Source organism: Collinsella sp. AF04-24, assembly GCF_003465685.1.
Classification (GTDB): domain Bacteria; phylum Actinomycetota; class Coriobacteriia; order Coriobacteriales; family Coriobacteriaceae; genus Collinsella; species Collinsella aerofaciens_AP.
The window spans coordinates 86,739-113,642 of the sequence record NZ_QSBK01000005.1 but is presented as its reverse complement, the minus strand read 5'-3'; the positions used below and the strand labels follow the sequence as shown (position 1 = coordinate 113,642).

The window sequence follows — 26,904 nt, the reverse complement described above, 5'->3', positions numbered from 1 at the left end:
GGACACCCCCTCGGCCTCCGAGGGCGGCACCACCGGCCAGGGACGCGCCGTCGAGGCCGTTCGCCTGAGGCTCACGGGCTCCCTCGCGAAGGACTACGACGTCTACTACCGCGTCCACGCCTCCAACATCGGCTGGATGGCCTGGGCCAAGGACGGCGAGGAGGCCGGCACCACGGGCTTCGGCAGGAGCGTTGAGGCCGTCCAGATCAGGCTCGTCAAGAAGGGAGACGCCGCCCCCTCGTCCGACGGCGCCAACGTCGACTACGCCTTCAAGAAGAAGCCCATGTCCCTGACCTACCGCGCCCACGTCTCCAACGTGGGCTGGCAGGGGGCCGTGTCCGACGGTGCGACCGCCGGCACCACCGGCCGCGGCCTCGCCCTCGAGGACCTCAAGCTCTCGCTCGACAGCTCCGACTACTCGGACGGCTCTTCAGTCCAGATCGACGCCCACGTCTCGGGCGTCGGCTGGCAGGGCTGGGACACCCCCTCGGCCTCCGAGGGCGGCACCACCGGCCAGGGACGCGCCGTCGAGGCCGTTCGCCTGAGGCTCACGGGCTCCCTCGCGAAGGACTACGACGTCTACTACCGCGTCCACGCCTCCAACATCGGCTGGATGGCCTGGACCAAGGACGGCGAGGAGGCTGGCACCACCGGTATGTCCTGTTCCCTCGAGGCTGTTCAGATTAAGCTCATTAAGAAGGGTGCTTCCCATCCTAATACGTCGGGATATTCCCATCTTGAAATACCTACGGTGACGTATTCCTCTCAGGTTAAAGGTGCTTGGCAGAATTCTGTCTCGGCCGGAGAGATGTCCGGTACAACTGGTCAGGGAATTCCCATCACCGGGTTTTCGGCTAAAACTTGTTCATCTGTTGCCGGCGGGATTAATTATCAACTGCATCTTTCGAATGTAGGTTGGACTTCTGGTAAGTCAAACGGGGATCAACTGTCGTCTGCTACTGAGTCCAATTCGGTTGAAGCAATTAAAGTCACCCTGTCAGGTGACTTGGCAACTTATTTCGATGTCTGGTATAGGGTCCATGTCGATAACGTCGGCTGGCTTGGTTGGACTAGAAATGGTGCAGTTGCCGGTAGCACTGGTTATGGAACGCATGTCCAAGCTGTTCAAGTTCGCCTTACAAGGAAGGGCGCCAATGCCCCCGGAAGCACCGTTTCGCCGTGTTTGCTTGGGCAACCTTCCGTGTTTGCAAATCCCATGCAGAAGAAGATTGTAGATCTTGCCCGACAGGTACCGTCTCCTGGTCCGGGATTGTGCTCCGAGTGGATTGCAGATATCTACGAGCGTGCCGGATTTAGGAACGTCCATACGGATGCCTGCGATTACTACTGGGATTATTGTAAATACATCGATTATTCTCAGCTGAAAGTCGGAATGGTCATTGCCGTTCCTTCGCATACGCATACACGCATGGGCAGCATTTACGGTCACGTTTGTCTTTATATCGGCAATAATCAGGTAATGGATAACGTCGGTCAGATTAGGACACTCGATATGGCGTATTGGTTGGATTATTATTCCACCTCATACAAGCCAAAATGGGGCTGGTATGACAACGTGCCGCTTGCATAGCTGATCGCAATTCGTGTCTTCACGCGCGTTCTAACAGATACTCTGACTTAAACGAACGGGTCGTTTTGCAACGGTCCGTTCGTTTCTATTTAAGTGCCATTCACGTTTTCGGTATTTAAGCAATTGCCGAAACGGTAAATAATGATGCTAAAGATGGTCGAGTGATGGGGGAGTCGAATGAAAAAGACGCAACGGTTGCTAGCAACGGCAATGACGCCATTACTAATCCTCCAATGTCTTATGACGCCTCTTTCTGTCTGGGCTGATACTTTACAGGTGCAGCCGGAGGCTACTGATTATTCCGACGGTGCTGCCAGCAGCTCGAAAGACGAGGGCCCTGTCTTAAATAATGAACAACGCGGGGTTGAAGTCGAGCAGCCGACTTTGTCAGACGATGATTCTCCCTCATCCGTTTCTAGCGAGTTTACCTCCAATGCAACTGATTCGGCGAAACCCGAAAATGATGTATCCACTGTATTTGGCTCTGTTTCATACCAGGCTCATGTGCAGGATATTGGTTGGCAAGCTCCCGTTTCAAATGGAATGACGGCCGGTACTACAGGTCGTGCAAAGCGCGTCGAAGCCCTCAAGATCAATCTGCTTTCACAGGATGGCAGCCCTTTGGGGAATGACAGCATTTCGGTCCAATCGCACATTTCCGGGATCGGATGGGAGCCTCAGCCGGTGGGCAACGGGCAGGTTTCTGGAACAGTTGGACAGTCGCGAGCCATCGAGGCAATCAGGCTATCCTTGTCGGGCAGTCTTTCTGATTCGTATGACATTTGGTATCGCGTTCATTCTGCAAATGTTGGTTGGCTTGGCTGGGCCTCAAATGGTGGGCCTGCTGGAACGCAGGGCTATGCTTATCAGATTGAAGCTATTCAGATTAAGGTGCTTCCAAAAAATGCTCAAGATGCGCCAACGCGAGGCGATGCCTTTAGGGATCACTCTCAGGAACCGCCTACTGTTTCCTATCGATCTCATGTCTCTAATGTTGGATGGATGAGCGCCGTCGCGGACGGAAAGACATCTGGGGCCATTGACTCAAGAAATGCAATCGAGGCACTGTCGCTTGGTGTTAATTGGTATGGTCACGGAGGCTCTATTTCCTCTCGCGCGCACGTCTCTGGCTTTGGTTGGCAAGACTGGTCTTCAGGCGTCATTGGCACGACGGGGCAGTCTCGATCCATTGAGGCCGTTCAGTTTAAGCTGAACGGCGAGCTATCTGCTGCATATGACATTTGGTATCGTGTCTTTGCTTGCAATTTGGGTGGATGGCTGGGCTGGACATCGAATGGGTCCCCTGCGGGTTCTGCGGCGAAGGGCGCCGCTATCCAGGGGGTTCAGATTCTGTTGGTCGAAAAGGGCAGCTCTACCCCTGGCGATACAGCGAATCATTTTATTGGAGCTACGGATATTCTGAGCGGTAGCTCGTTCGGTCTTAACGGGAAAAGTCTGGGCTCCGCACAAGGCAAATCGATCTTGTTGGGTTCAGAGAGCGGCTCTGAACCTTTAACTTCGCTTTCTATTTCATTTGATAATCAAGAGACTTTAGGTTCAATCGGTTATTCAGGTTGCTATGAATTTGGTGGATGGGGTGATGTTGTTTCAGACGGCGTTGCGCTTAACTCTAAAAACAATGGGCGTGTTTTAAAGGCTGTGAGATTGACTCTTACAGGTGATTTGTCAAATGCCTATGACGTTTGGTATCGCTGCTTTGACTCCAAAAAAGGTTGGCTTGGCTGGATTTGCAATGGTGCGGATGCGGGGGCAACAGTATCCGGTTCATTCCTTGCGGCTGTCGAAGTGCAAATTGTCAGCAAAGGGGGCAGTGCGCCCGGTGTAACGGATGGTGAATTTGTTTCCGATACTTCCGCTGATCACCCTCATGTTGTCTATCAGGCACATTCCGCTAATCGTGGGTGGTCTCCATCTGTTTTAGATGGGCAGGTAGCCGGCACAACGGGACAATCGCTTTCTCTTCAAGCTTTGAATGTGTCGTTGTCCGGCGTGGATGACGATTCTCAAATTGAGGCAAGAGCACATGTTGCCAATATTGGTTGGCAGGAATGGCGATCTGCCGGTTATGTTGGGACCGTTGGACAAGGATTGGCCATTCAGGCTCTTGAGCTGCGCTTAAATGGTTCCCTTGCGAATCAGTATGACATTTACTATCGAGTTCATTCGGCGGGCTATGGTTGGTTGGGTTGGGCCAAAAACGGCGATTCCGCTGGAACTACCGGGCTTAATATCCAGATAGAAGCTGTCCAAATTAAGCTTGTGGCGAAGGGCGGTGATCCTGGTGCGTCGTCTGTGCCCGCATTTATCTCGGTACCAGCCCTAACGCTCCAGGCGCATGTGGCCACGCTTGGTTGGATGAATCCCGTTGGCAACGGCGGCATTGCGGGAACGGCGGACAGATCACTTGCGATTGAGGCACTGAAGCTAAACGTCTCCAGTAGCGTATCGGGCGGTATTGAGTACTCTGCCCATGTGCAGGATGTGGGTTGGCAAGGCTGGACTTCCGATGGGAATGTTGCTGGTACTGTAGGCCGTGCTAAGCGCATCGAGGCTTTTAAGATTAGGCTGACTGGTGATCTGTCGAACTACTTTGATATCTGGTATCGAGCATATTGCCAAGACTTTGGGTGGCTCGACTGGACCTCAAATGGGCAGCCTGCGGGCACGTCGAGGATAGGCTGTAGAGTCGAGTCAGTTCAAGTGAAGATTGTTCCCAAGGGCGCTGCTGCTCCTGGTCCGACTGGGCGCCCGTTTACCGATCAGCCCTTACTGCCTGCCGATATGATGGCCATGCTTGCTCGAGCTAATAGATATTCGAGCAATACAAGCTGGCTAATTGCGGTTGATAGACAAGCATGCCGCCTGGGAGTTCTTCGTGGACAGCGCGGTTCGTGGAGCTACGCCCAGTACTGGACTTGCTCTACTGGCGCCCCTAGCACTCCAACGCCTACGGGTGAGTATACCGTCACCGGCAAGGGCTATTCGTTTGGACATGGGTATACCTGCTACTACTACACGCAGTTTTACGGGGACTATCTGTTCCATTCGATACCGTACTACCAGGGAACTTTTAACCCCATGGACAGTCGAATGGGAATGCATATTTCACAAGGCTGCGTGCGTTTACCCATCGATCGCGCTAAATGGATTTGGGATAACGTGCCCCTTGCTACCAAGGTGGTAGTCTACTAGCTATTCCCGTAAGTGCCGAGAGTTTGTTGGAGGGCCCTTTCCTGTTGCCGTAGTTTTGGCAATGGGAAAGGGCCCTAGCCTTTGGATGGGGCTCCTTTTTCTTCGTTCACCTAATTGGTGGCAATAATGAAGCCTACTCCCGATAGTATGGTTATTGACGACAGTCTATCTAGGAGGCGATTCTCTTGAAAAGGCAATTTAGAACATTCGTTGTTCTGATTTCCTGCTTCATGTCGATGCTGCTTTTGAGCCCTTTGGCTTGTTGGGCAGATCAAAATGTTGGTCCCAACGAATATGAATCCGTTCCAGAGACCCAATCCGACTCCTCGGATCAAACTGCTACTGTAGTCGATGAAACGGCGCCTTCGATTGATGTTGTCGTGGAGCCCAAAGAGGCGGCCCCGGACGTCAGCTATAAATCTCACATTTCAGGCGTTGGCTGGGAGTCGACGTTCACATCGAATGGCTCGATCTCTGGTACAACAGGTCAGTCTCGTAGGATTGAGGCACTCAGGGTTTCCCTCCCTGATTCAGAAGACCTTGGTATCGAATACCGCTCTCATGTTCAAAATGAAGGCTGGCAGGATTGGGTTTCTAATGGAGCCGTCTCCGGCACAACGGGAAAGGGCCTTCAGATTGAAGCCGTCGAGCTCAAGCTGACGGGTGAAAGAGCAACTTCTTATGACCTGTATTATCGCGTTCATGCTTCTAATTTCGGTTGGCTTGGATGGGCCTCAAATGGGTCGACTGCGGGAACCACCGGTTGGTCTTATGCCGTTGAAGCAATACAGATCGTTATTGTAAAGAAGGGTGAAGCGGCGCCCGGCGATACCACTGGAGCCTATGTCCCGTATGTCTTTAATTGCTCTCTTTCTCAGGTTGGGGAGACGACTAAAGTAACCCTGAATATTCCGCAGGTCGAGGATATAAAACGACTCGGTATCGCTGATTCGATAAGGGTGGCGGGCTCCATGTCGTATGGAGGGAAGGTTACCCGTTCTGTTTCCAGCACGATCGCACTCGGAGATTTGGATTCCAGCTCCAGTGAAATTGAATTTAGCGATTATGGTCCGTTTGACGTTTCGTTGCAGTATTTGAAGAACGGAAACATCGTTCATGAGGACCATCAGTCAATCGGCATTTCTGCGAGTGAATACAACCTTGCCCCTTTGAGTGCTTCTTTCCCTGTTGTTCTCTATTCGCTATCTTTCTGGGATATCAGCACCTCTTCTGCCGGAACGACCATTCCGTCGATTGTAATGCTCGATCGTCCAAGTGCTTATAACTGGAACTCGCTTCCGTCCGGGATGTATGGCCTTCCGTATCTGACTCGTGAGGAGAATGCTTCTGGTTCGAGCTATCAGGCGTTCGCGGATTATGTCGCTGCTCTCTTCAAGATCAACCCCAATGCAAAGTTCAATCTGTATATCAATGACATTACCTGTTCGTTGATTCATAGGATGATTTACGCCAATAAAATTCCCACTGGTCAATACTCCATTCGGCTGTTGTCCGATGGCTCTGCCACGTATGTATTTACCAACGAGGCCTTTGACGTCAAGGATCCAGATTCTAAGCAAGCTGAGCTGATTGCTTTATGGAACGCTGCTAAGAATAAGGAATACGAAACCGGTGAGGTCTCAAAGTCGTATAGCGATTATCACGATCACTGGGATTCTATGTATGCCGTGCTGAGTATTGAGCCCGGTACTCAGTGGTGGATGACTCGCACCAATTTGTTTACAAGCGGTGACGATAATGCTTTTGCCAATAGAATAGCCTCAGACCCCAACGTTAAGAAAGTAAACGTTTCGAGTATGCTTACGAGCTTGCAAAATAGGGGAGAGGATACGGTCCAAGCGTTTAAGGCACTGTACAACTTTAACGATGGTTATTTTGATGCGGCGACTCAACAGGGCAAAAAGGTAATGATGCTGCTTGGAACGTATGTTTCTTACGAGCAGAATTTTGACGACTATGCCAACTTGACGGAAGTCATCTATGGCGATGACTACTTGTATTATTACAAGGGGCATCCGAACACACCGACGGGCATGTATCCCCAAAAGCAGGAGCAGCTTGACCGTCTTGGTATTACCGATGTTGATTCTTCCGTTGCTGCGGAACTGATCCTTTTCTTTAATCCGGAGATTGGGCTGTCGGGCTACGGGTCTAGTACATACAACTCGGCTAGCGCCGATGCCGCCGGTGGACTTTGGAATTCCACGAAGTCCGAAGCGTTGAAGCCCGGCGCTGCTATCGATTATTCGATTATGGATTGGTTTGCTTCGCCTATTACTGAGGACTCAGACGCGGCTATCAGGTCCCTTTGCAAGCAAGATGACTCCTGCTATCTCGTGGAATTTTCGGATGCCATACTTGCTACGACCAATTACGACTTCGCTATCTATTCGCACGATAGCGGTGCTTTGACTTATTTCAAAAAAGGTGAGTCTGGCTACGACGTCGTCAAGACGTCAAGAGGCTCTCTTGACGTCTTGGCAACTTCGCATGTTTCGAATGACGGCTGGCAGTCGGCTTCCAAGGGAGGAAATACTTCCGGGACCGTCGGTCAGTCAAAAGCTGTCGAGGCTATTACTCTCAACCTGCAGAATGCTCCCTACGATGGCAGCTTGGAATACAGGACGCATGTTTCCGATTACGGTTGGCAAGACTATGTGAAAGAGGGAGAAGTCTCCGGTACTACGGGTCAGAGCAAGTCTGTCCAGGCTATCCAAATTCGACTTACTGGTGAGATGGCCAATCGTTATGACGTTTACTATCGTGCTCATGTTCAGGATAAGGGCTGGCTTGGCTGGGCCTGCAATGATCAGGTTGCCGGAACGACTGGGTTTGGCTTGAGGCTCGAGGCATACCAGGTCGTTTTGGTTGAAAAGGGTTCGCCTGCACCAGGGGATACGAGTCGGCCCTCTATTCAGAGAACTTTTTCAATAACGGCTCATGTTTCAAACCTTGGTTGGCAGGAACCTGTTTATGAGGGCATGACGGCGGGCACAACTGGTCGAAATCTTGCTGTTGAGGCGTTGACGATTAGCAAGCCCGACCTTGGGTATTCCGGTAACATCGAGTATCGAGCTCATGTTCAGAATATCGGCTGGCAAAAGTGGGTCAAGAACGGCAAGCTGGCCGGCACCACGGGTAAGTCTCTTTCTATTGAAGCTGTAGAAATTAAGCTTACGGGTGATCTCGCCAAGCATTATGACGTCGTCTATAGAGCTCATGTGCAAAGCAAGGGCTGGCTCAATTGGGTTAAATCGGGCGAGTGCGCCGGCACGACTGGAGAAGCCCTGCATATGGAAGCGTTTGAGGTTAAGCTGGTTGACAAAAGCTAGCGTATAAATAGAAGCTGAAACCAATGGGGCGATATCAGTATTTCGATATCGCCCCATTGGTTTATTTGATATTGCGCATTTTAAATAGATAGTGACGTTGGTAAAGGGCTACCTACGGATAATGCAGAACAGCGAGCTTAGAATTGCTATTGAACAACCAAGGATAATTGAGTAGTTGATGCCATTCATATCGGATATAGCAATAAGGGGTATGGCGCTAACAATGGCGCATGTGAAAGCGACGCCATTGCAGATCAGTGTTTGCTTCATTCGTCTTTGGATAATCAAAACGTCATTGCAATAAAGAAGAAGGCCTACAGCTGCTGTCGCGATTAAAACGTATAGGAACAAATATGTGTAGGGCTGAATGCTGTCTCCGAATGCAATGATTAACAGTTTGCTGCCAACGAGACTTAAAGCTAAAACGCAAATACCCATTACGAGAATGAGCATTCCCATGGTTTTAATAAATGATTTGAGAAATAGAACTCTATCTTTCTTGAGATCTGCAGCGAGTTTTCCGATTAGCGGGCTATACAAGTAGGTGGCAGCAACTTGAATTAAAACTGCAGGTGTCGCAACACTTGCATAATGTCCGAGTGCTTCGCTTCCGTTCACAATACCGAAATACTGGCGAACCGAAGATACAATGGAGTTGGCTAACAGACTAGCTAACATTGCAAAGAAGCATATTTTGGCCAACGATAATAGTGTTGAATTATCAAAAATGGGCTTGATGGAACCGAATCGTCTTGCGTGCGGCAAGTCGTAAACAATAGTGACAAGCATGCAGCTTACTGCCATTGAAACAATGGCAGTTGAAAGGCTATCCGTTAAGGCTAATCCAGCTGAAAAAGTACAAAGTGATAAAAAGCCTCGAATGAATTGCGAAATGCCGATATAGTCCATTCTTCCGTTCTTTTGATAAATGCCATACAGCACATCGCTAAAGCTCTCATCTGTTTTAAAGACAAGGTAAAGGAACGAGACGGTGATTAGACTCATTTGGCGATTTGTGGCTATGGGGATATAGACGGCGCAAACGATCCAGCCGATAAGAATTGTTATTAAGCGAAATGCGATATAGCTTGAGTTGCTGAATTGATTTGAAATATCAGATACTTGGAATGTGCGCACTTTATATAAAGCTATTGAGGCAAATATAATTCCCGTTGCCATTGCGAAGGCATAGAGACCGGAGTTTCCATAGGAAGACGAAAGCCTTACAACCATTACGGTCGTAACCCATTGGCAGCCAAGATAGCAAAGACATCCTATTGCATTAAAAAAGGTATTCTGTGCTACTGATAATGGCTCAATAGCTCTCTGCTTTGAATGTCTTTCAATTTGAATGTTCACGGTACTTAACCACACTTTTCGGTCTCATATAAATAGATGATGCATAATGATAGTGAAACTTTTGGTTGATGATAATTGTTTCACACTGTGTTCTATACTTTTAGGGTTACTGATGTTCTTCTAAGGATAATGATGGTTTCTAAATCGCGCGTGCTGGTGATAATTCCCGCATATAACGAGGAAGATAATATTGTTGCAACCGTTCAATCTGTCGTAGATTGTGGTTACGATTATGTTGTCGTTAATGACGGGTCGACAGATGATACCCTCCAGATTTGTAAGGACAATGGCATAAATGTGCTCGACTTACCTCAGAATTTGGGCATTGGTGGTGCTGTGCAGGCGGGGCATAAGTATGCTCAACGGTTTGGTTATGACATTGACGTTCAAGTTGACGGCGACGGTCAACATGATCCATCGTATATCCCGCATCTAATTAAGGAGATTGCAAATGGAAGCGACCTCGTAATTGGGTCTCGCTTTCTTGAGAAGACCGATGGTTTTCAATCGACATTCATGAGGCGTCTTGGAATAAAGTGGCTTTCTTACGTTATTTCAATCACGACTCACTCTAAAATTTCAGATCCGACTTCTGGTTTTAGGGCATGTGGAGCAAAGGCGATAGGGCTTTTTTGTAAAAAGTATCCAGCGGATTATCCAGAACCGGACTCGGCTGTTGCTGCAATGGTTAAGGGTCTTTCCGTTACCGAGGTACCGGTTGTAATGAAGGAGCGCCAGGGAGGAAAGTCTTCCATTTCTGGATTTAGCAGCGTTTATTACATGATAAAGGTAACACTTGCAATTATTATTTCCGCTTATTCGAATTGAGGATCTTTACTATGCAAATGTCGTTGCGTGTCGGAATAATTGCTGCATGCTTGCTTTTGGCGGTATTTGTCCTTCGCCTTGTTCTTAAAGATAAGCTGCAATTGAAGTATTCGCTTTTGTGGCTTGGGCTTGTCCTCGCGTTGCTGGTGTGTGCGCTTTTTCCCCAACCTTTATATGTGATATCGTCCTTTTTCGGGTTCGCGACTTTATCTAACTTCATTTTCGTTGTTGGGTTTTTATTTCTGTTATGTATTGTTCTTTCTCTGGGTTGCTTGTCGAGCAAGCAGGCAACAGCTATCGCTAATTTAAGTCAACGGATAGCTCTATTGGAGAAAGAGATCGAATCAATCCGCGAGGAGTAATTTACGGTGTTTACTTCCGATGACCACACCTTCGTGGTTTGTGCATATGGTGAGTCTCCTTATTTGGGAGAGTGCGTCTCGTCTTTGATGAGCCAAACGGTCAGATCGAATATCATTATTTCGACTTCGACACCAAACAATCATATTCAGTCCATTGCTAATAAAAACGGTTTACCGCTATTTATCAATAGTGGTAAACCCGGAATTGCTCATGACTGGAATTGTGCCGTTGAGCATGCTGAGACGTCACTAGTCACAATTGCTCATCAGGACGATGTGTACCTTCCTGAATATACGAAGAAGATGCTCGAATGTGCAAATTTGGTCAGTGATATGTCGATCTTTTTTTCAGATTATGGAGAGCTCAGAAACGATGAACCCGTCGATGACACTCCTCTTTTGAATTTTAAAAGATTCCTGCTTCGAGGTATAAAGAAGAAAGGGTATTTTGCGAGCAGAAGGGAAAAGCATCGTCTTCTCTCATTCGGCTCTCCCATTTGTTGCCCATCGGTAACTTACAACTCATCAATTCTCCCAACCCCTCTTTTTTTAGATGATATGAAATGCAGTCTTGATTGGGAAACTTGGGAGCGTTTTTCGCGCCTGGATGGCTCCTTTGCTTATTCGGCTAGCATTTTGATGCGGCATCGTATTCATGAAGGCTCTGAAACTACTGCTTCTATAAAAGATGAAACTAGAAGCAGGGAGGATCTAGAAATGTTTCTGAAGTTCTGGCCCAAACCTTTGGCCCGGATTTTGAACTATTTCTATTCATTCAGCATGCGCAGCAATGACGTATAGGATATATTCGTTTTTGCCCCTTAACTCTTGGAGCTTTTAATGCTTAATTGTAAATCGCTGGTCCGGTTTGCCGGATGCTTCTGCTTCATTTTATTTTGCTTATATTGGTTTATGTTAAATCCTAGACTGATTGTGCTCGTTACCGAAGCTGCGTTGTGCTTGGTCTTTCTTTTAATTGTTGCTAACGATTCTATTCGGATTTCCGATAATGCGAAGTACTTGCTATTACTTTTGTTTTTCTGTCTCTTAATGTGCTTTGTATTCACCCCTTTTTCTGTACCAGATGAAGCACATCATTTTTTTTCGTCTTATTGGCTTCTTGATATGTTGCCCGGCGGGCATGGGGTAGCATCTGACGGATTTTATGTTCGTTCATCAGATTACGATTTATACAGAAACACAGATCCTTATATATCTGGAGCGAACTATAACGATTTAATTAAGGGCCTCTTTTCGACTACATCTAATCTAAAAATCGAGAAATTTTCTGAAATAAGTTATACCTTTGGTAGCGAAAATATTCCTGCAAAGATTGGGTCTCTTGTAGGTCTTTTTCTAGGGCTCAGCTTAAATTTGAACTCATATTTAACGTTTTATCTTGGTCGTATTGGATCTATTGTCGTTTTTGTGGCCTGCTCTTTTTTTGCTTTTAAGACTGCTCCGAAGGGCAAATGCATCATTGCTTTTGTGTCTTTCCTGCCCATGACGCTCCATCTTGCGGCTTCTTATTCATATGATTCTGGAATTATCGGCTATTCTTTAATTGTATTTTCGCTTTTGATGAAGGGTTTTTTTTCTTCAGATGGTCACTTGGACAGCCGATTTATTGCGCTGGTGTTTCTGTTCAGCGCTTTACTTGCTCCGTGTAAAGTTATCTATTCAGGAATAATATGTCTATTTTTGCTTATCCCCTTATCTAAATTTAAGTCAAAACGCGATGGCAAGTTCTTTAAAATTGGCCTTGTGTTTGTAATGCTCACATCGGTAATTTTGTTTAGAACGGCGTCGATTGCTAACCTAACTGCCCAAAGCGGTCAATCGGTTCGCGGGCTAGAGACTGGCACTTTCTACACTCTCTCTGACATCATCTTTCATCCCTGTCACAGCTTTAAGATGCTTATGGCTACTTTTGATTCGTTAGGTGATTTTTATTGGTTGACTACTCTTGGTTATTCGCTTGGCTGGTTTCAAAAGAGTTTAATTATGCCGACCTTTTTAATGCTCCCATATTTGTTTTTTGGGTTCATGTGCCTTGTGGGGTCAGCGTCAGATGACTGCTATCTAGCTCCGAAAGTCGCCGTAGCATTTGTTGTGGCGTTTCTGGTTGCTTTTGCTGGAGCCTTTGTTTCGATGTGGATCGGATGGACGTTTAATACGGAGGAACTCATTATGGGTGTTCAGGGGAGGTATTTTTTACCCGCCCTTCCTGTGCTGATGTTTGGATTGAGGACAGCTAAAGTTAGATGCGAGGCGAATGTCTGCAATCTTGTGCTCTATGGCACCTGTCTCGCTAATTGCATCTATATAGTTAGATTGATCAGTATAGCGGCGCTTTAGCATCCTATATTCTGTCGGCATCCTATCCTTGCCGTTTGTGAGTGAATTGTTATCGTTAAAACTTTGCTAGAGAGTATTTCATCTGATTATTCTTATTAGTTTCTACTTTAAAAAGGTTGGTCACTTTTATGGGCATTAGTTATCGAGGGATATGTCGGGGATTCGGTGCCGCGTATATTCCGTTCTTCTTGCAGCAGAGCGAAATAGATAATATTTCTGTTAGCGTTGTTACAGATGCGGGGGCTAGCGTTCCGTTTTCGCTTCATTATCAACTTAAAGAAGAAGTTGCCACTATTGCGGTCCCTCTTCTTTCCTGTAAGGGCTTGTTGATTTCCGTAACCGGAAAGTGCGGGTTTAAAACAAGATTATCTTTTAATGCTATAAAATGGCTATCTCGATTCAACTATAAAATTAACTCTTCATTAACATCTCGGTTTAGGGATATTGAATCTGATTCATTTTTTGGAAAAATACACGTTCGTTGTAATGTCGCAATTGAGGCATATAACAAAGATGAGATTATCATTAAGGGGGTTATTTGTTCCCCACAGCGAGATTCCGTTAAGAATGTATATGTGACTAACGGAGATTCAAACATACTCGATGAGTATCATGTCGGAATGGGACATACTTCTCAGATTGGCTTTCAGGGTTTTCATCGCTACGAGACAAGTTTTTCATTGAGGATTCCTAAGGGCGATAAGACATTTTGCTTGGTTGCTTCTGGAGACTCCCCCTATGGCTCAGGTTTTCTGTCTCTCGACCCGGCTGCTGTTAAATTTATGCTGGATTCGAAGTCTCCCGTCTTTTATAAATCTGCTTATATTGAGTCCTATGCACACGCTTCAAAAATGCGAAATCGTTCGCTATCTTTCGTTCGCTCTAACGATGTCCCCTCAATTCAACAGGGTGTGAAATTTAGCATTATTGTTCCTCTCTTCAATACCCCTGTCTCTTTTTTCTGGGATATGGTTAATTCGGTTGAGGAGCAGGTTTATGAAAATTGGGAGTTAATTCTTGTAAATGCTAGCCCGAATAATGCTGCGCTTTCTGATGAGCTTGCTAGACTGTCGGATTCAAGAGTTAAGGTTGTTCCCTTAACTGAAAACAAGGGAATTGCTGAGAATACAAACGCCGGTATTGAGGCTGCTTCCGGTGACTACATTGTGTTCTTCGATCATGACGATACGCTCGATCGATTTGCCCTATACAGGTATGCGGAACGGATATCGATTCATCCTGAAACAGATGCCCTGTATTGTGACGAAGACTTTTTAAATGAAGATGGTGAGTATGTCGACCCTCACTATAAATCTGACTTGAATCTCGATCTTTTACGTGTTCACAATTACATTACTCATTTGCTCTGTGTTCGTGTTTCATTTGTTAAAGATCTCATGCTTCGCAAATCATTCGATGGTGCACAAGACTATGATTTCTTGCTGCGTCTTTGCGAAAGAACTAAGAATATTTTCCATGTTCGCGAGGTTCTCTATCACTGGCGTATCAGCGATTCGTCTACCGCTAAGAGTGCTGGTAATAAGAATTATGCCGACGAGGCAGGCAAACGTGCTTTGCAAGAGCATTTGGATAGGTGCGGCCTAAATGCCGTAGCGGAGCTGACCGATACCCCCTGTTTCTATCATGTTTCATACGCCATTAAGGATGAGCCCCTTGTAAGTATTGTTATTCCAAACAAGGACAGCGTTGAAGTTCTCCGTAGATGTATTGATTCAATTGAAAGCAAAACATCTTATTCGAGCTACGAGATCCTTATTATCGAAAATAATAGTGTCGAGAAAGAGACATTCGAGTATTACGACAGCGTTTGCGCCACTTTTGATAATGTTCGAGTTGCAACCTGGGAAGGCCCCTTTAATTATTCTGCTATTAATAACTACGGTGTCGGTATGACCAATGGCGAGTACCTTTTGTTCTTGAATAATGATACTGAAGTTATTGAGCCGAACTGGCTTTCTTCAATGCTTGGTTTCTGCCAACGCGATGATGTGGGTGCCGTTGGCGCAAAACTTCTCTACCCTGATAACACCGTTCAGCATGCTGGCGTTTTAATGATTTACTGCAACAGCGAGAACGAAATGGGCGGCCCCATTCACGTCTTCAATAATATTGACCGTGACGATCCTGGCTATATGCGCCGAGCTGTAATCTCTCAGGACCTTTCCGCTGTTACTGCAGCCTGCATGATGACGAAACGCTCTATATTCGAACGGCTGGGCGGTTTTAATGAAAGTTTTGAAGTGGCCTTTAATGATGTTGATTATTGCCTAAGGGTTCGTTCTCTTGATCAGTTGGTCGTGTTTGATGCTGATGCGCTTCTTTACCACTATGAGTCGTTTAGCCGTGGTTATGAAACTGGTGCAAAGAGGGCTCGTTTTATGCGTGAACAGGGTAAATTGCGGACTGCATGGGCCGATTATTATGTAAATGGTGACCCTTACCATTGTCCGATGAGCACACGTTAGCTTGCTTTGTCTGATGGGCCAGTCCGTACGTATGCAACCTAGTGCGGATTGGCCACTGTTTACTGACGAAGCCAAGCAATGCTTTGTCTCCTGGGCACTCTGTAAATATAATTGTGTATGTGTTCATTTGGTTCATGGTTCTTGTGCATAGTTCTTGTGCATAGTCCACGCCTTGGAACTTCCTTAATCTTATAATTAACTTGAATTAACACTATGACTATGTTTTGGAAGGCTTATCAGCTATGAAAGGCATCATCCTCGCCGGCGGGTCCGGCACGCGCCTGTACCCGCTCACGCTCGTGACCTCCAAGCAGCTGCTGCCGGTCTACGACAAGCCCATGATCTACTACCCGCTTAGCACCCTCATGCTGGCGGGCATCCGGGACATCCTGGTCATCTCCACGCCGACCGACCTGCCCAACTTCGAGCGCCTGCTCGGGGACGGCTCGCGCTACGGCGTGAACCTCTCCTACGCCGAGCAGCCGAGCCCCGACGGCCTGGCCCAGGCCTTCACCATCGGCGAGGACTTCATCGACGGCGAGCCGTGCGCCCTGGTGCTCGGCGACAACATCTTCTACGGCAACGGCCTGTCGCGCCACCTGACGCGCGCCGTCCAGAACGCCGAGTCGGGGAGGGCCACGGTCTTCGGCTACCACGTCGACGACCCCGAGCGCTTCGGCGTCGTGGAGTTCGACGGGGAGGGCCGTGCCGTCTCCATCGAGGAGAAGCCCGCGGAGCCCAAGAGCTCCTACGCCGTCACCGGCCTGTACTTCTACCCGGGCGACGTCGCCGCCAAGGCGCATGAGGTCAAGCCCTCGGCCCGCGGCGAGCTCGAGATCACCACGCTCAACCAGATGTACCTGGAGGAGGGGACGCTGTCCGTCGTGACGCTGGGACGCGGGTATGCGTGGCTGGACACCGGCACCATGGAGAGTCTCCACGAGGCGGCGGAGTTCGTCCGCGCCGTGGAGCACTCCCAGGACCTGCCCGTGTCCGTACCCGAGGAGATCGCCTGGGAGAACGGCTGGATCACGACCGCGGAGCTGGAGGAGGCGGCCAAGGCCTACGGCAAGTCGGTCTACGGGCAGCACCTGAAGAAGGTCGCCGCCGGCGAGATCGTCAACAGCCCGCGCGAGTACTAGCGCCAGCTTGTTTTCTTTTAGGGGCCACCGTTTATCTGGTGGCCCCTTTCGTTATGATTACGTTGACCATAAAGACAATATGATTGGGAGTGGATGTGTTAAGCGTCTACTTTGGCGATATGCCAGAAGCGATTTACAACACAGCGACATATTTCAAAAACTCTTACCGGTCTTCTTGGATTACGGATCTCTATGCAGTCTCGATAATTAAAGATGTCGATCGATCGGATGTTGTCTCCGAAAACGTCATCGAAAGCCCTGTGCTTGGGTCCATTTCTCCACTCCAGCTTTCTGGTGGCGTGAAAACGCTGCTGCTTATGAGATTTGATCGTAAGCATATTTTTAACGCTTCTACCTGTGGTGATAACTGTGCCAAGTGGATTCTCGACATGGCGAAAGACCGCAAGCTCGTTGTGAATCTGTATCATGTGATGGACTTTGGTCGCGAGGATTTTAAAATTAAAGTCGTGAATAGCGGCCGAATCGTTCACAACATGGCCGATTTGATTCACGAGTCGATTCCGTATCTGTAGGTGCTGCTTATGAACGGTTCGCATCTCGTTAAGATTTCCCGCCGCAGGGGAACCAAGTACACGTTTACCATCAAACGGAACATTGCTATTGTGCGTGGGGATAGTGGCACGGGTAAGACGGCACTGTTTGACATGGTCGCAGACTACATGCGAACGGGTGAGCAGTCGGGTGTTTCCTTGCAATGCGATTGTCCCTGTGTCGCCCTGACCGATTATGATTGGCGAAACCAGCTTTCGTCCGTTCATGACTCGATTGTATTTGTCGATGAGGGCTTAAAAGAGATCCATTCTGATGAGTTTACCCATCATGTGTTGTATTCCTCGAATTATTTCGTGCTGATCTCAAGGGCTGATTTCCCCAATCTTCCGTATAGCGTGGATGAGATTTACAAGATTAAGACGAGCGGAAAATACCATTCTTTCGTTCCTGTTTATCAAGATCGCGGGAATCATCGTTATGCTATTTCCCGGTCGGCGCCAAAACAGGACTTTTCTATCCTTCTATGCGAGGACAGTAAGTCTGGTTTCCAGTTCTTTGAACGGCATTTCGCTGACAGTGAGCTTACCTGTACTTCGGCCATGACGAACAGCGCGATTTTGGGCTGGTTGGATCAGCATCTCGACGATCGCGTGTTTGTTGTCGCGGACGGAGCGGCATTTGGGTGCTATGCGGACCGCGTCCTTAAGCTACAAGACATTCACCGCGATACTGTTACGGTTTGTCTTCCCGAATCATTCGAGTGGCTTCTACTGAGCTCCGGCGTTATTTCTGGGCTTGATGCTAAGGCGGTGCTGGAGTCTCCGGAAGAGCACATTGACAGTAAAGAGTTTAAAAGCTGGGAGGATTTCTTCTATATGTACTTACGTGAAATAACTGGGGATTCGGTTTTTCACTACGACAAAGACTGCATTCCGGAGGCGTTTTGTACAGGAGGTAATTCTGCGAAGGTTATGGCTCTTATCGCATGCCGAAATGTCCGATAGTTTTGTTGAATAGTGCCGCGGCGTCACTTCCTGCGGCATACTAAAGAAGCTATACATGCTTCAGATTGGATTTTCATGTCTGAGATTTTTGAACCCCACAACATCATCGTCACGGGCGGCTGCGGCTTCATCGGCAGCAACTTCGTGCACTACGTGGTCAACAACCACCCCGGGGTGCACGTCACCGTCCTGGACAAGCTGACCTACGCCGGCAACCCCGAGAACATCGCGGGCCTGCCCTCCGACCGCGTGGAGCTCGTCGTCGGCGACATCTGCGACGCCGGGCTGCTGGATAGGCTGGTACCGGGCCACGACGCCATCGTGCACTACGCGGCCGAGAGCCACAACGACAACTCCATCGCCGACCCCGAGCCGTTCCTTCGCACCAACGTCGAGGGCACCTTCCGCCTGCTGGAGGCCGTCCGCAAATACGGCATCCGCTACCACCACGTCTCCACCGACGAGGTCTACGGCGACCTGGCGCTCGACGACCCGGCGAAGTTCACCGAGGAGACGCCCTACCACCCGTCCTCGCCGTACAGCTCGACCAAGGCCAGCTCCGACATGCTCGTCCGCGCCTGGACCCGCACCTACGGCCTTCGCGCCACGATCTCCAACTGCTCCAACAACTACGGCCCCTACCAGCACGTGGAGAAGTTCATCCCCAGGCAGATCACGAACATCGTCGACGGCGTCCGCCCCAAGCTCTACGGGAAGGGCGAGAACGTCCGCGACTGGATCCACACCGAGGACCACAGCTCCGCGGTGTGGGACATCCTCACCAAGGGCCGCATGGGGGAGACCTACCTCATCGGCGCCGACGGAGAGAAGAACAACATCACCGTGCTGCGCATGATCCTGGAGGCCATGGGCCGCGACCCCGAGGACTTCGACTGGGTCGCCGACCGCCCCGGCCACGACCGCCGCTACGCCATCGACAGCACGAAGCTCCAGCGCGAGCTGGGCTGGAGGCCGGCCCACACCGACTTCGCCGAGGGGCTCAGGGCCACCATCGACTGGTACGTGGCCAACGAGTCTTGGTGGCGCCCGGCCAAGGAGGCCACCGAGGCGCGCTACCGCGCCCAGGGGCAGTAGGCCGAACCCCGGCGAACCGCACCGCGGGGCGCCCGCACGGGGCCGCAGGGCATGGGGATGATCCTGCGTCCCCGCGCGGGCGCCCCCGGTTATCCAACCTCTTCGATAGGAGCTTTTCCCACATGGCAGACATCGCATTCGAGAAGGACCTCTCCGTCACCGAGACCGGCATCGGGGGCCTCAAGGTCGTCGACCTCGCCGTCCACGGCGACTCGCGCGGCTGGTTCAAGGAGAACTGGCAGCGCGCCAAGATGTGCGCCCTGGGCATCCCGGACCTCCGCGTCGTCCAGAACAACGTCTCCTACAACGACAGCCGCGGCGTCACCCGCGGCATCCACGCGGAGCCCTGGGACAAGTTCATCTCCGTGGCCCGCGGCTCGGTCTTCGGCGCCTGGGTGGACCTGCGCGAGGGCAGCGCCACCTACGGCAAGGTGTTCACCTGCACCCTGGACCCGTCCAGGGCCATCTACGTCCCGCGCGGCGTGGGCAACTCCTTCCAGGCCCTGGAGGACGGCACCGCCTACACGTACCTGGTGGACGCCCACTGGTCGCTGGAGCTCAAGAGGACCTACACCTTCGTGAACCTCGCCGACCCGGAGCTCGCCATCGAGTGGCCGATCCCTCTCGACCAAGCCGTCGTATCCGAGGCCGACCTCAACCACCCGATGCTCAAGGACGTCGTCCCCATGGCGCCCAAGAGGACGCTCGTCACCGGCTGCAACGGCCAGCTGGGCCATGCGGTGCGAAAGCTGGCCGAGGAGCGCGGCGTGGCGAAGGACTTCGACTTCTGCGACATCGACACCTTCGACATGTCCGACCCGGACGCCTACTCCAAGTACGACTGGTCGCTCTACGGCACCGTCATCAACTGCGGCGCCTACACGGCCGTGGATAAAGCCGAGACCCCCGAGGGCCGCGTGACCGCCTGGAAGGCCAACGCGACGGGGCCCGCCCTTCTCGCACGCACCTGCGCCGGGCACGGCATCACGCTCGTCCACGTGTCCAGCGACTACGTCTTCGACGGCACCGCCGAGGTCCACACGGAGGACGAACCCCTCAGCCCGCTGTCCGTCTACGGTCAGACCAAGGCCGCCGGCGACATCGCCGTGGCAGGGTGCCCGCGCCACTACATCATGCGCTCCAGCTGGGTCATCGGCGAGGGGCACAACTTCGTCAAGACCATGAAGGGCCTGTCCGACCGCGTCGCCGACCCCGAGGACGGGCTCGAGCAGGTCACCGTCGTGGACGACCAGCTGGGCCGCCTGACCTTCACGCGCGACATGGCCGAGGCCATCTTCCACGTGCTGGGGACGCACGCCCCCTACGGCACCTACGACTGCACGGGCTCCGGCGCCGTCAAGTCTTGGGCCGACATCGCCCGCGCCGTCTTCGAGGCCGCGAACGGCAACAGTGCGAAGGTCGTGCCGGTCAGCACCGCCGACTACTACGCCGAGGCCTCCGGCCCCATCGCCCCGCGCCCGGTCCACTCCGCGCTCGACCTTTCCAGGCTCGAGTCGGTCGGGTTCCACATGCCCGACTGGGAGGAAGAGCTGGGGGAGTACCTCAAGACGCTCTAGTCGCCGCTATTGAATTGACGAGAGTAAAAAGCCGCCGTTCTTTAACGGCGGCTTTTCTTGTTGGTGGCTATCTGCGCAGTGGTGCCAATAGTATTTTGCGGAAGATTTACCTCTCGCTTGGCTTGGAAGTAGGGTGGCCGGGCTGGTCGTCGTAGGCGTATTTGCTGTACACGTTGACCTCCCACTGCTTTTTTTCGACCTTTGCCACGGAATCGAGGATGAAGCCGGTCGCAAGGCTCAGGCCACAAAGGAACATGAAAGATGCGGCGAGCATTGCGGTGGGGAAGCGGGGGACGAGACCGGTCTGGAAATATTCGACGACGATGGGGATGCCCAAGGCGAGGCCGATAATCGCAAACAGAAGCGCGACCAGGCCGAAGAATTTGAGCGGACGGTAGTCCTTGAACAGCGTGCCGATCATCGCAACGACTTTAATGCCGTCGCTGACGGTATTGAGCTTGGACTCGGAGCCTTCCGGACGGTCGCGGTACTCGATGGGCACATCTTTGATGCGCCAGCGGTGGTCGACGGCGTGGATCGAGAGCTCGGTTTCGATCTGGAAGCCCTCGGAAAGCACGGGGAAGGTTTTGACGAACGGGCGGCTCATGGCGCGGTAGCCGGTCATGACATCATCGAAGCTGTAGCCATAGATCCACTTGATCATGGCGCGAACTAGGTTGTTGCCAAAGCCGTGGAATGCGCGCTTGTTTTCCTCGGCATAGGTGCCGTTGGAAAGGCGGTCGCCTACGGTCATGTCGGCCGTGCCGTTAAGGATGGGCTCGCAGAGGGCTTTGGCCGCCTCGGCGGGATAGGTGTCGTCGCCGTCGACCATCAGGTAGCAATCGGCGTCGATGTCGCGAAACATCTGGCGGCACACGTTGCCCTTTCCCTGGCGGGGCTCAAAGCGGACCGTGGCGCCGTGCTCGGTAGCGATGCGTGAGGTATCGTCCGACGAGTTGTTGTCATAGACATAGACCGTCGCTTGCGGAAGCTCGCGGTGAAAGTCGTCGATGACTTTTCCGATGGTGACTGCCTCGTTGTAACAGGGGATGATGACGGCGATGGATTCAGAATTCACTCAATGCTCCTTATACATTCAATCCTTGAAAGTATAGCCGTTTGGGCTTGGCATCCTAAGATGTGGGTTAGTTCTCCAGTTTTGTTGCGCGAATCGTTTGCATGGCCGTCGGGTCTATACTGTTCGTTTGTCAACGATTACGAGTAAAGGAGTTGCATCCGTGTCGGATCAGACAAAGCAACAAGAAACTCGCAGTCTGCCTGCGACGTTTGCTAAGAACGAATTTGAGAAGGACGCGTTTATCCTTCGTCAGCTGGTTACCAAGGATTTTAAGATCAAGTATCGCCGTAGCGTTCTGGGCGTCGCATGGTCGGTGCTCAACCCGCTGCTGATGATGATCGTCATGGCCATCGTGTTCTCGACGATTTTCGCCCAGGGCCGCAATGGCTCAATTACGCCCGAGATGTACCCGCTGTACTTGATCGTGGGTAACGTCACCTTTGCCGTCATGTCCGAGTCTACGAACCAGGCTCTGACGTCGATCGTGGGTGCTGCCCCGCTGCTCAAGAAGGTTAAGGTGCACCGCTGGGTCTTCCCAGTACAGAAGGTGCTCTTCTCGCTGGTTAACTTTGCCTTCTCGCTGGTCGCCGTTGCCATCGTTATGCTGTGGTTCCACGTTATGCCTTCTTGGCACCTTATTCTGCTGCCGGTCTGCCTGCTGCTGCTTATGTGCTTCTGCATGGGCCTGGGCATGATGCTCTCCGCCCTTACGGTCTTCTTCCGCGATGTCATGCATCTGTGGAGTGTTGTCATCACGGCGTGGACTTATATCACGCCTATTTTCTGGACGACCGATTTCGTTGCGCAAATGCCGCATCTCGTGCGCATTCTGGTCTATGCGAACCCCATGTATAACTACCTGCAGTTTATGCGCGATATCTTTCTGTTCCAGACCACGCCCTCGCTTTTGACGTTTGGTATGTGCGTCGCTTGGGCGGTTCTTGCGCTTGCTATTGGCTACACCGTGTTCCATAAGTCCGAGCGCAAGTTCATCCTCTACATCTAAGGAGTGCTGTGATGACTGAATCTGTTGTTGATTACAGCGAGCAGCCTCTGGCTGTCGAGGTCGACGACGTCACCATGATCTTTAACATGGCGTCCGAGTCGCTGACCAACCTCAAGGAGTACTTCATTAAGCTTGCCAAGCACGAGCTGTTCTTTGAGGAGTTTAGGGCGCTTAAGCACATCTCGTTTGATATTCATCGCGGCGAGGTCGTGGGTCTGGTCGGCACCAATGGTTCCGGCAAGTCTACGATGCTCAAGATTATCGCTGGCGTGCTTGAGCCTAGCGAGGGCAGCGTTAAGGTGCACGGTAACATCGCGCCGCTGATTGAGCTTGGCGCCGGCTTTGACCCCGAGCTGACCGCCCGCGAGAACATCTATCTGAACGGCGCCCTGCTCGGCTATACCAAGGAGTTCATCGACGCCAACTTTGACGGCATTATCGAGTTCGCTGAGCTGCAGAACTTTGTCGATATGCCGCTTAAGAACTTCTCCTCGGGCATGGTGGCGCGTATCGCCTTTGCAATCGCGACGATTACCGAGCCCGATATTCTGATCGTTGACGAGACGCTGTCCGTCGGTGACGTGTTCTTCCAGCAGAAGTGCGAGGCCCGCATCCAGCACTTTATCCAGAGCGGCGATGTGACGGTTCTGTTCGTTTCGCACTCCATGGAGCAGGTTGAGCGCATCTGCCAGCGTGCCGTTTGGATTGAGAAGGGTGACCTTCGCATGGACGGCCCGGTCGATGAGGTCTGCAAGGCGTACCGCGAGCAGTTCAACTAGGTTATAATTACTTGCGCCTGACAGGCTTACGCTTGCTTGGGCGTGCGGTTATTTGCTCCATTAGCTCAGTTGGATAGAGCAGGGGACTTCTAATCCCAAGGTCGACGGTTCGAATCCGCCATGGAGCACCATCGTTTATTAAGCCCGGACCGCTTGGTGGTCTGGGCTTTTTTCATCTTGTGTGCTGCTGGAGCCGAGCGCGAGCAAGCCGCTGCTGTTTGTTGGGGTTGGCATTTTACTTTTCGATACGCTCCCTCAGCAGCTCCAACGCGTGGGCGTAGCCTTGGAGGCCTTCGCCGGTGATGGTGGCGAAGCAGGCCAGGCGGGCGTAGCTCACCTGGCGGAAGTCCTCGCGGGTCTCGACAGCGCTGATGTGGACCTCGACGGCGGGGATGGCGACGGCTTTGAGCGCGTCGAGGATCGCCACGCTCGTGTGCGTGTAAGCCGCCGGGTTGATGACGATGCCGTCGACCTTGCCGTAGGCCTCCTGGATCTTGTCGACGATGCTGCCTTCGTGGTTAGACTGGAAGACCTCGACCTTGTCGAAGCCTTGTGCGGCGCCCGCTTCCTGGCAGATCTGCACTAAGCGGTCGTAGTTGTCGCTACCATAGATGCCCGGCTCGCGAATGCCGAGCATGTTGAGGTTGGGGCCGTTGATGACGAGTGCTTCCATGGTTGCTTCCTTTGCGATTGGAAAACCACCACAAAGGCGCCTGTCCCCTTTGTGGTGGTTTTGGTTAGAGAGCGGGTGGGAGGGTGTCGAGGAGGGCTTGGGCGGTGTTGGCGGCGCAATCGCGCGAGTCGATGATGTAGTCGGCCCAGGCGCGGTAGCGCGGCATGCGCTGTTCGGCCAGCTTATCGATGCCGTCACGCGCGGTGATGGGGCGGCCCTTGTGGGCGAGTTCGTCGAGCTTGCGGTTGAGCATCACAATCTGGCTGTTCTGGTGCAGCAGCGGGTAGTTCTCGTCGCGCGTGACCACGCCGCCGCCGGTGGAAAGCACCAGGCCGCTGCGCTTGGAGATATCGGCCAGTGCCGCTGTCTCCTGCTCGCGGAAGGCCGCCTCGCCGCGCTCGACGATAAAGTCGGCACAGGGCATGCCCAGGCGTTCCTCGAGGGCGCGGTCCAGGTCGATGTGCTCTCGCCCCGTGAGTAAGGCAATCTGCTCGCCCACACGGGTCTTGCCCGAGCCCGGCATGCCGATCAGCGCGATGTTCTGTTCGCGGCGTGACAGGCGCTCCGTTACGTCCAGAATGCGCTCACGCGGAGTGACCTGGCCGGTGTAGTGCTCAACGGCTTGCGCCGCCTGGGCCACGAGCATCAGCAGGCCGCCGATGCAGGGGATGCTGCGGCGCTCGGCCTCGAGCATCAGGCCCGTGCGTGCAGGGTTGTAGACAATGTCGATGACGCCCTCGAGCGCATCGAGCCCCTCGAGCGTGCAGGGGGCATCGGGACAGTGGGGGAACATGCCGGCGGGCGTGCAGTTGACGAGCAGTGCGGCGTCGGACTGCTGCGCGATGTTGTCGTAGTTGACTTCGCTCGTGCGGCCGACCGGCACGACGATGGCGCCCAGGTCGCCGAGCACCATGCTGGCAGTGGTGCCGGCGCCACCGGTGGCACCGAGTACGAGGGCCTTCTTCCCGGCAACCTCAACGCCCAGCTCCTCGACCAGGCACTGGAAACCGAAGTAGTCGGTGTTGTCGCCGCGCAGACGGCCATCGGGCAGACGCGTGATCGTGTTGACGTTGCCCATGCGTTCGGCGAGCGGGCTCAGCTCGTCCAGGTAGTCCATGACGGCGCGCTTGTAGGGAATGGTCACGTTGGTGCCTTCCCACTCGTCGCCCGTCATAAAGGCCGCGAGGTCCTCGGGCTCGCGCTCAAAACGCACGTACTCAAGCCCCGCGAGCTCCTTGTAGATGGTCGGGGTGTAGCTGTGGCCCAGCACGCGGCCCAGCACGCCGTAGGGGCGGGTTGTGGCGACGTCAGTCATCTAGAGCACCTCCGTGTAGCTGCCAAAGTAGGTGAAGCTCTCGCACACCTCGTCAATCGAGTCGAGCAGGTCGTCGAGGGCTTTGCTGCCAAAGGGACAGTCCAGATCGAAGTAGAACATAAACTCAAAGTCGCGCCCGGGGATGGGGCGGCTCTCGAGCTTGATAAGGTTGATGTTGAGTGCGTAGAAGCGCTCGAGTACGCGATAGAGGGCGCCCGGTTCGTTGGCCGTGGTGATCATGAGCGAGGTACGGTTGGCGCCGGGGTAGACGCGCGGCTCGCGACTGATGACGACGAAGCGCGTGTAGTTGTTGTCCGAGTCCTGGATATTGGGCTCCAGCACCTCCAGACCATAGAGCGCCGCGCAGCTGCGCGAGGCGATGGCGGCAACGTCGGTGCGTTCGGAGCTGGCGACCATCTCGGCCGACATGGCCGTGTTGGGGTACTTGGTGGCGTGCAGGTCGTGTGCCTCGATAAAGCCGGCGCATTGGGCAATGGCCTGGCCGTGGCTGTAGACCTCGTGCACGTCCGCAAGCTTGGTGCCGGGCTTGACGAGCAAGCTGTGGTCGATTTTGAGGCGAAGCGAGCGCACGATGTGGAAGTCGAACTGGGCGAGCAGGTCGTAGACGGCGTTGACCGAGCCGGCGGTGGAGTTCTCGATGGGCAGCACGCCAAACTCGCAGAAGCCGTCGCGCACGGCGCACATGACGCCCTCGAAGGTCTCGAAAAACGCGATGTCGGGCACGTCGAAGAGCTTGCACGCGGCGATTTGGCTGTAAGCGCCCTCGACGCCCTGGCAGGCGACGGTGGCCGTTTGAGGGAAGGGCGTGTCGGAGGCTGCAGCCGTGGCGTGGGCCTTTTGCGAGACGGTGATGCCCTTGAGCTCGTTGATGTAGCGCTGCTGCTCGGCCTTGCTCATGCTCATGAGGAGACGGAACAGGGTGATGGTCTGCGCCTCGTAGCGCTCGGGCGCGCGGCTGGCGAGGTTGTTGAGCTTGGAGCGCTCACGGGCGGGGTCGAAGACGGCCTTGCCCATCTCGATTTTTGACTTGGCGACCTCGGTGGCAATGTCCATGCGCTCGACAAAGCTGTTGAGGAGCGTGGTGTCGATGCCATCGATGGCCTGGCGGATGTCAGCAAGGTCCATGGAGACCCCTTTCACGTGTCGGGGGA

At 52.4% G+C, this 26,904-nt stretch carries 19 protein-coding genes, 1 tRNA gene and 1 pseudogene; 16 read left to right on the top strand and 5 right to left on the bottom strand.

Annotated features, from left to right (window positions below):
- The 3 genes and pseudogenes from DWV32_RS03200 to DWV32_RS03190 all read left to right on the top strand — a co-directional run.
- A pseudogene (locus tag DWV32_RS03200) lies at nt 1-1,591 on the top strand (hypothetical protein); the annotation flags it as partial.
- Nucleotides 1,592-1,768: 177 nt separating this feature from the next.
- Complete coding sequence (locus DWV32_RS03195) at nt 1,769-4,804, top strand: L,D-transpeptidase family protein (RefSeq protein WP_117757166.1); 3,036 nt, start codon at nt 1,769-1,771, stop codon at nt 4,802-4,804.
- Nucleotides 4,805-4,989: 185 nt separating this feature from the next.
- On the top strand, nt 4,990-8,157 hold the full coding sequence (locus tag DWV32_RS03190) for a hypothetical protein (protein WP_117757165.1): 3,168 nt from the start codon (nt 4,990-4,992) through the stop codon (nt 8,155-8,157).
- A 108-nt stretch (nt 8,158-8,265) separates the two neighbouring features.
- Here the strand turns inward: DWV32_RS03190 and DWV32_RS03185 are convergent, their stop codons facing one another.
- Nucleotides 8,266-9,516, bottom strand: coding sequence for a hypothetical protein (locus DWV32_RS03185; RefSeq protein ID WP_147346206.1), 1,251 nt, complete (start codon nt 9,514-9,516; stop codon nt 8,266-8,268).
- A gap of 132 nt (nt 9,517-9,648) precedes the next feature.
- Between DWV32_RS03185 and DWV32_RS03180 the strand changes: the two genes are divergently transcribed.
- From DWV32_RS03180 to DWV32_RS03135, 10 genes are all read left to right on the top strand, one after another.
- Nucleotides 9,649-10,344 (top strand): glycosyltransferase family 2 protein, encoded by a 696-nt coding sequence (locus DWV32_RS03180; RefSeq protein WP_187361811.1) that lies wholly within the window; start codon nt 9,649-9,651, stop codon nt 10,342-10,344.
- An 11-nt stretch (nt 10,345-10,355) separates the two neighbouring features.
- The gene (locus tag DWV32_RS03175; protein WP_117638167.1) at nt 10,356-10,706 is read left to right on the top strand and encodes a DUF2304 domain-containing protein; all 351 of its coding nucleotides are present in this window, start codon (nt 10,356-10,358) and stop codon (nt 10,704-10,706) included.
- Between the two features lie 6 nt (nt 10,707-10,712).
- A complete protein-coding gene (locus DWV32_RS03170) occupies nt 10,713-11,507 on the top strand; it encodes a glycosyltransferase family 2 protein (RefSeq protein ID WP_117757162.1) in 795 nt (264 codons plus the stop codon).
- A 132-nt stretch (nt 11,508-11,639) separates the two neighbouring features.
- Complete coding sequence (locus tag DWV32_RS03165; RefSeq protein WP_158566034.1) at nt 11,640-13,064, top strand: DUF2142 domain-containing protein; 1,425 nt, start codon at nt 11,640-11,642, stop codon at nt 13,062-13,064.
- A 128-nt stretch (nt 13,065-13,192) separates the two neighbouring features.
- The gene (locus DWV32_RS03160) at nt 13,193-15,550 is read left to right on the top strand and encodes a glycosyltransferase family 2 protein (RefSeq protein ID WP_117757160.1); all 2,358 of its coding nucleotides are present in this window, start codon (nt 13,193-13,195) and stop codon (nt 15,548-15,550) included.
- Between the two features lie 242 nt (nt 15,551-15,792).
- Nucleotides 15,793-16,692, top strand: coding sequence for a glucose-1-phosphate thymidylyltransferase RfbA (gene rfbA / locus DWV32_RS03155; RefSeq protein WP_117757159.1), 900 nt, complete (start codon nt 15,793-15,795; stop codon nt 16,690-16,692).
- 95 nt (nt 16,693-16,787) lie between these two features.
- On the top strand, nt 16,788-17,225 hold the full coding sequence (locus tag DWV32_RS03150) for a DUF4869 domain-containing protein (protein WP_117757173.1): 438 nt from the start codon (nt 16,788-16,790) through the stop codon (nt 17,223-17,225).
- 9 nt (nt 17,226-17,234) lie between these two features.
- Entirely contained in the window at nt 17,235-18,209 is a 975-nt protein-coding gene (locus DWV32_RS03145; protein WP_117757158.1) for a hypothetical protein, read from the top strand.
- Between the two features lie 75 nt (nt 18,210-18,284).
- Entirely contained in the window at nt 18,285-19,304 is a 1,020-nt protein-coding gene (rfbB, locus tag DWV32_RS03140) for a dTDP-glucose 4,6-dehydratase (RefSeq protein ID WP_117757157.1), read from the top strand.
- Between the two features lie 122 nt (nt 19,305-19,426).
- Nucleotides 19,427-20,881: a sugar nucleotide-binding protein gene (locus DWV32_RS03135; protein ID WP_117757156.1), complete on the top strand. Its 1,455-nt coding sequence runs from the start codon at nt 19,427-19,429 to the stop codon at nt 20,879-20,881.
- A gap of 106 nt (nt 20,882-20,987) precedes the next feature.
- On the opposite strand, the gene DWV32_RS03130 is transcribed toward DWV32_RS03135, so the two are convergent.
- On the bottom strand, nt 20,988-21,959 hold the full coding sequence (locus DWV32_RS03130) for a glycosyltransferase family 2 protein (RefSeq protein WP_117757155.1): 972 nt from the start codon (nt 21,957-21,959) through the stop codon (nt 20,988-20,990).
- A gap of 160 nt (nt 21,960-22,119) precedes the next feature.
- On the opposite strand from DWV32_RS03130, the gene DWV32_RS03125 reads away from it, so the two are divergent.
- The 3 genes from DWV32_RS03125 to DWV32_RS03115 all read left to right on the top strand — a co-directional run bounded on the left by DWV32_RS03125 (nt 22,120) and on the right by DWV32_RS03115 (nt 23,875).
- Nucleotides 22,120-22,965 (top strand): ABC transporter permease, encoded by an 846-nt coding sequence (locus DWV32_RS03125; RefSeq protein ID WP_233540382.1) that lies wholly within the window; start codon nt 22,120-22,122, stop codon nt 22,963-22,965.
- Between the two features lie 11 nt (nt 22,966-22,976).
- Nucleotides 22,977-23,744 (top strand): ABC transporter ATP-binding protein, encoded by a 768-nt coding sequence (locus tag DWV32_RS03120; RefSeq protein ID WP_006236046.1) that lies wholly within the window; start codon nt 22,977-22,979, stop codon nt 23,742-23,744.
- Between the two features lie 54 nt (nt 23,745-23,798).
- Nucleotides 23,799-23,875 (top strand) — tRNA-Arg (locus tag DWV32_RS03115).
- A gap of 104 nt (nt 23,876-23,979) precedes the next feature.
- Here the strand turns inward: DWV32_RS03115 and aroQ are convergent.
- The 3 genes from aroQ to pheA all read right to left on the bottom strand — a co-directional run bounded on the left by aroQ (nt 23,980) and on the right by pheA (nt 26,878).
- Nucleotides 23,980-24,417 carry a type II 3-dehydroquinate dehydratase gene (gene aroQ / locus DWV32_RS03110; protein ID WP_117757154.1) on the bottom strand — a complete coding sequence of 146 codons (438 nt, stop codon included), beginning with the start codon at nt 24,415-24,417 and terminating at the stop codon, nt 23,980-23,982.
- Between the two features lie 64 nt (nt 24,418-24,481).
- Nucleotides 24,482-25,732 carry a shikimate kinase gene (locus DWV32_RS03105; protein WP_117757153.1) on the bottom strand — a complete coding sequence of 417 codons (1,251 nt, stop codon included), beginning with the start codon at nt 25,730-25,732 and terminating at the stop codon, nt 24,482-24,484.
- Nucleotides 25,733-26,878, bottom strand: a complete 1,146-nt coding sequence (pheA, locus tag DWV32_RS03100; RefSeq protein WP_117757152.1) for a prephenate dehydratase — start codon at nt 26,876-26,878, stop codon at nt 25,733-25,735.
- Nucleotides 26,879-26,904 lie beyond the last annotated feature (26 nt).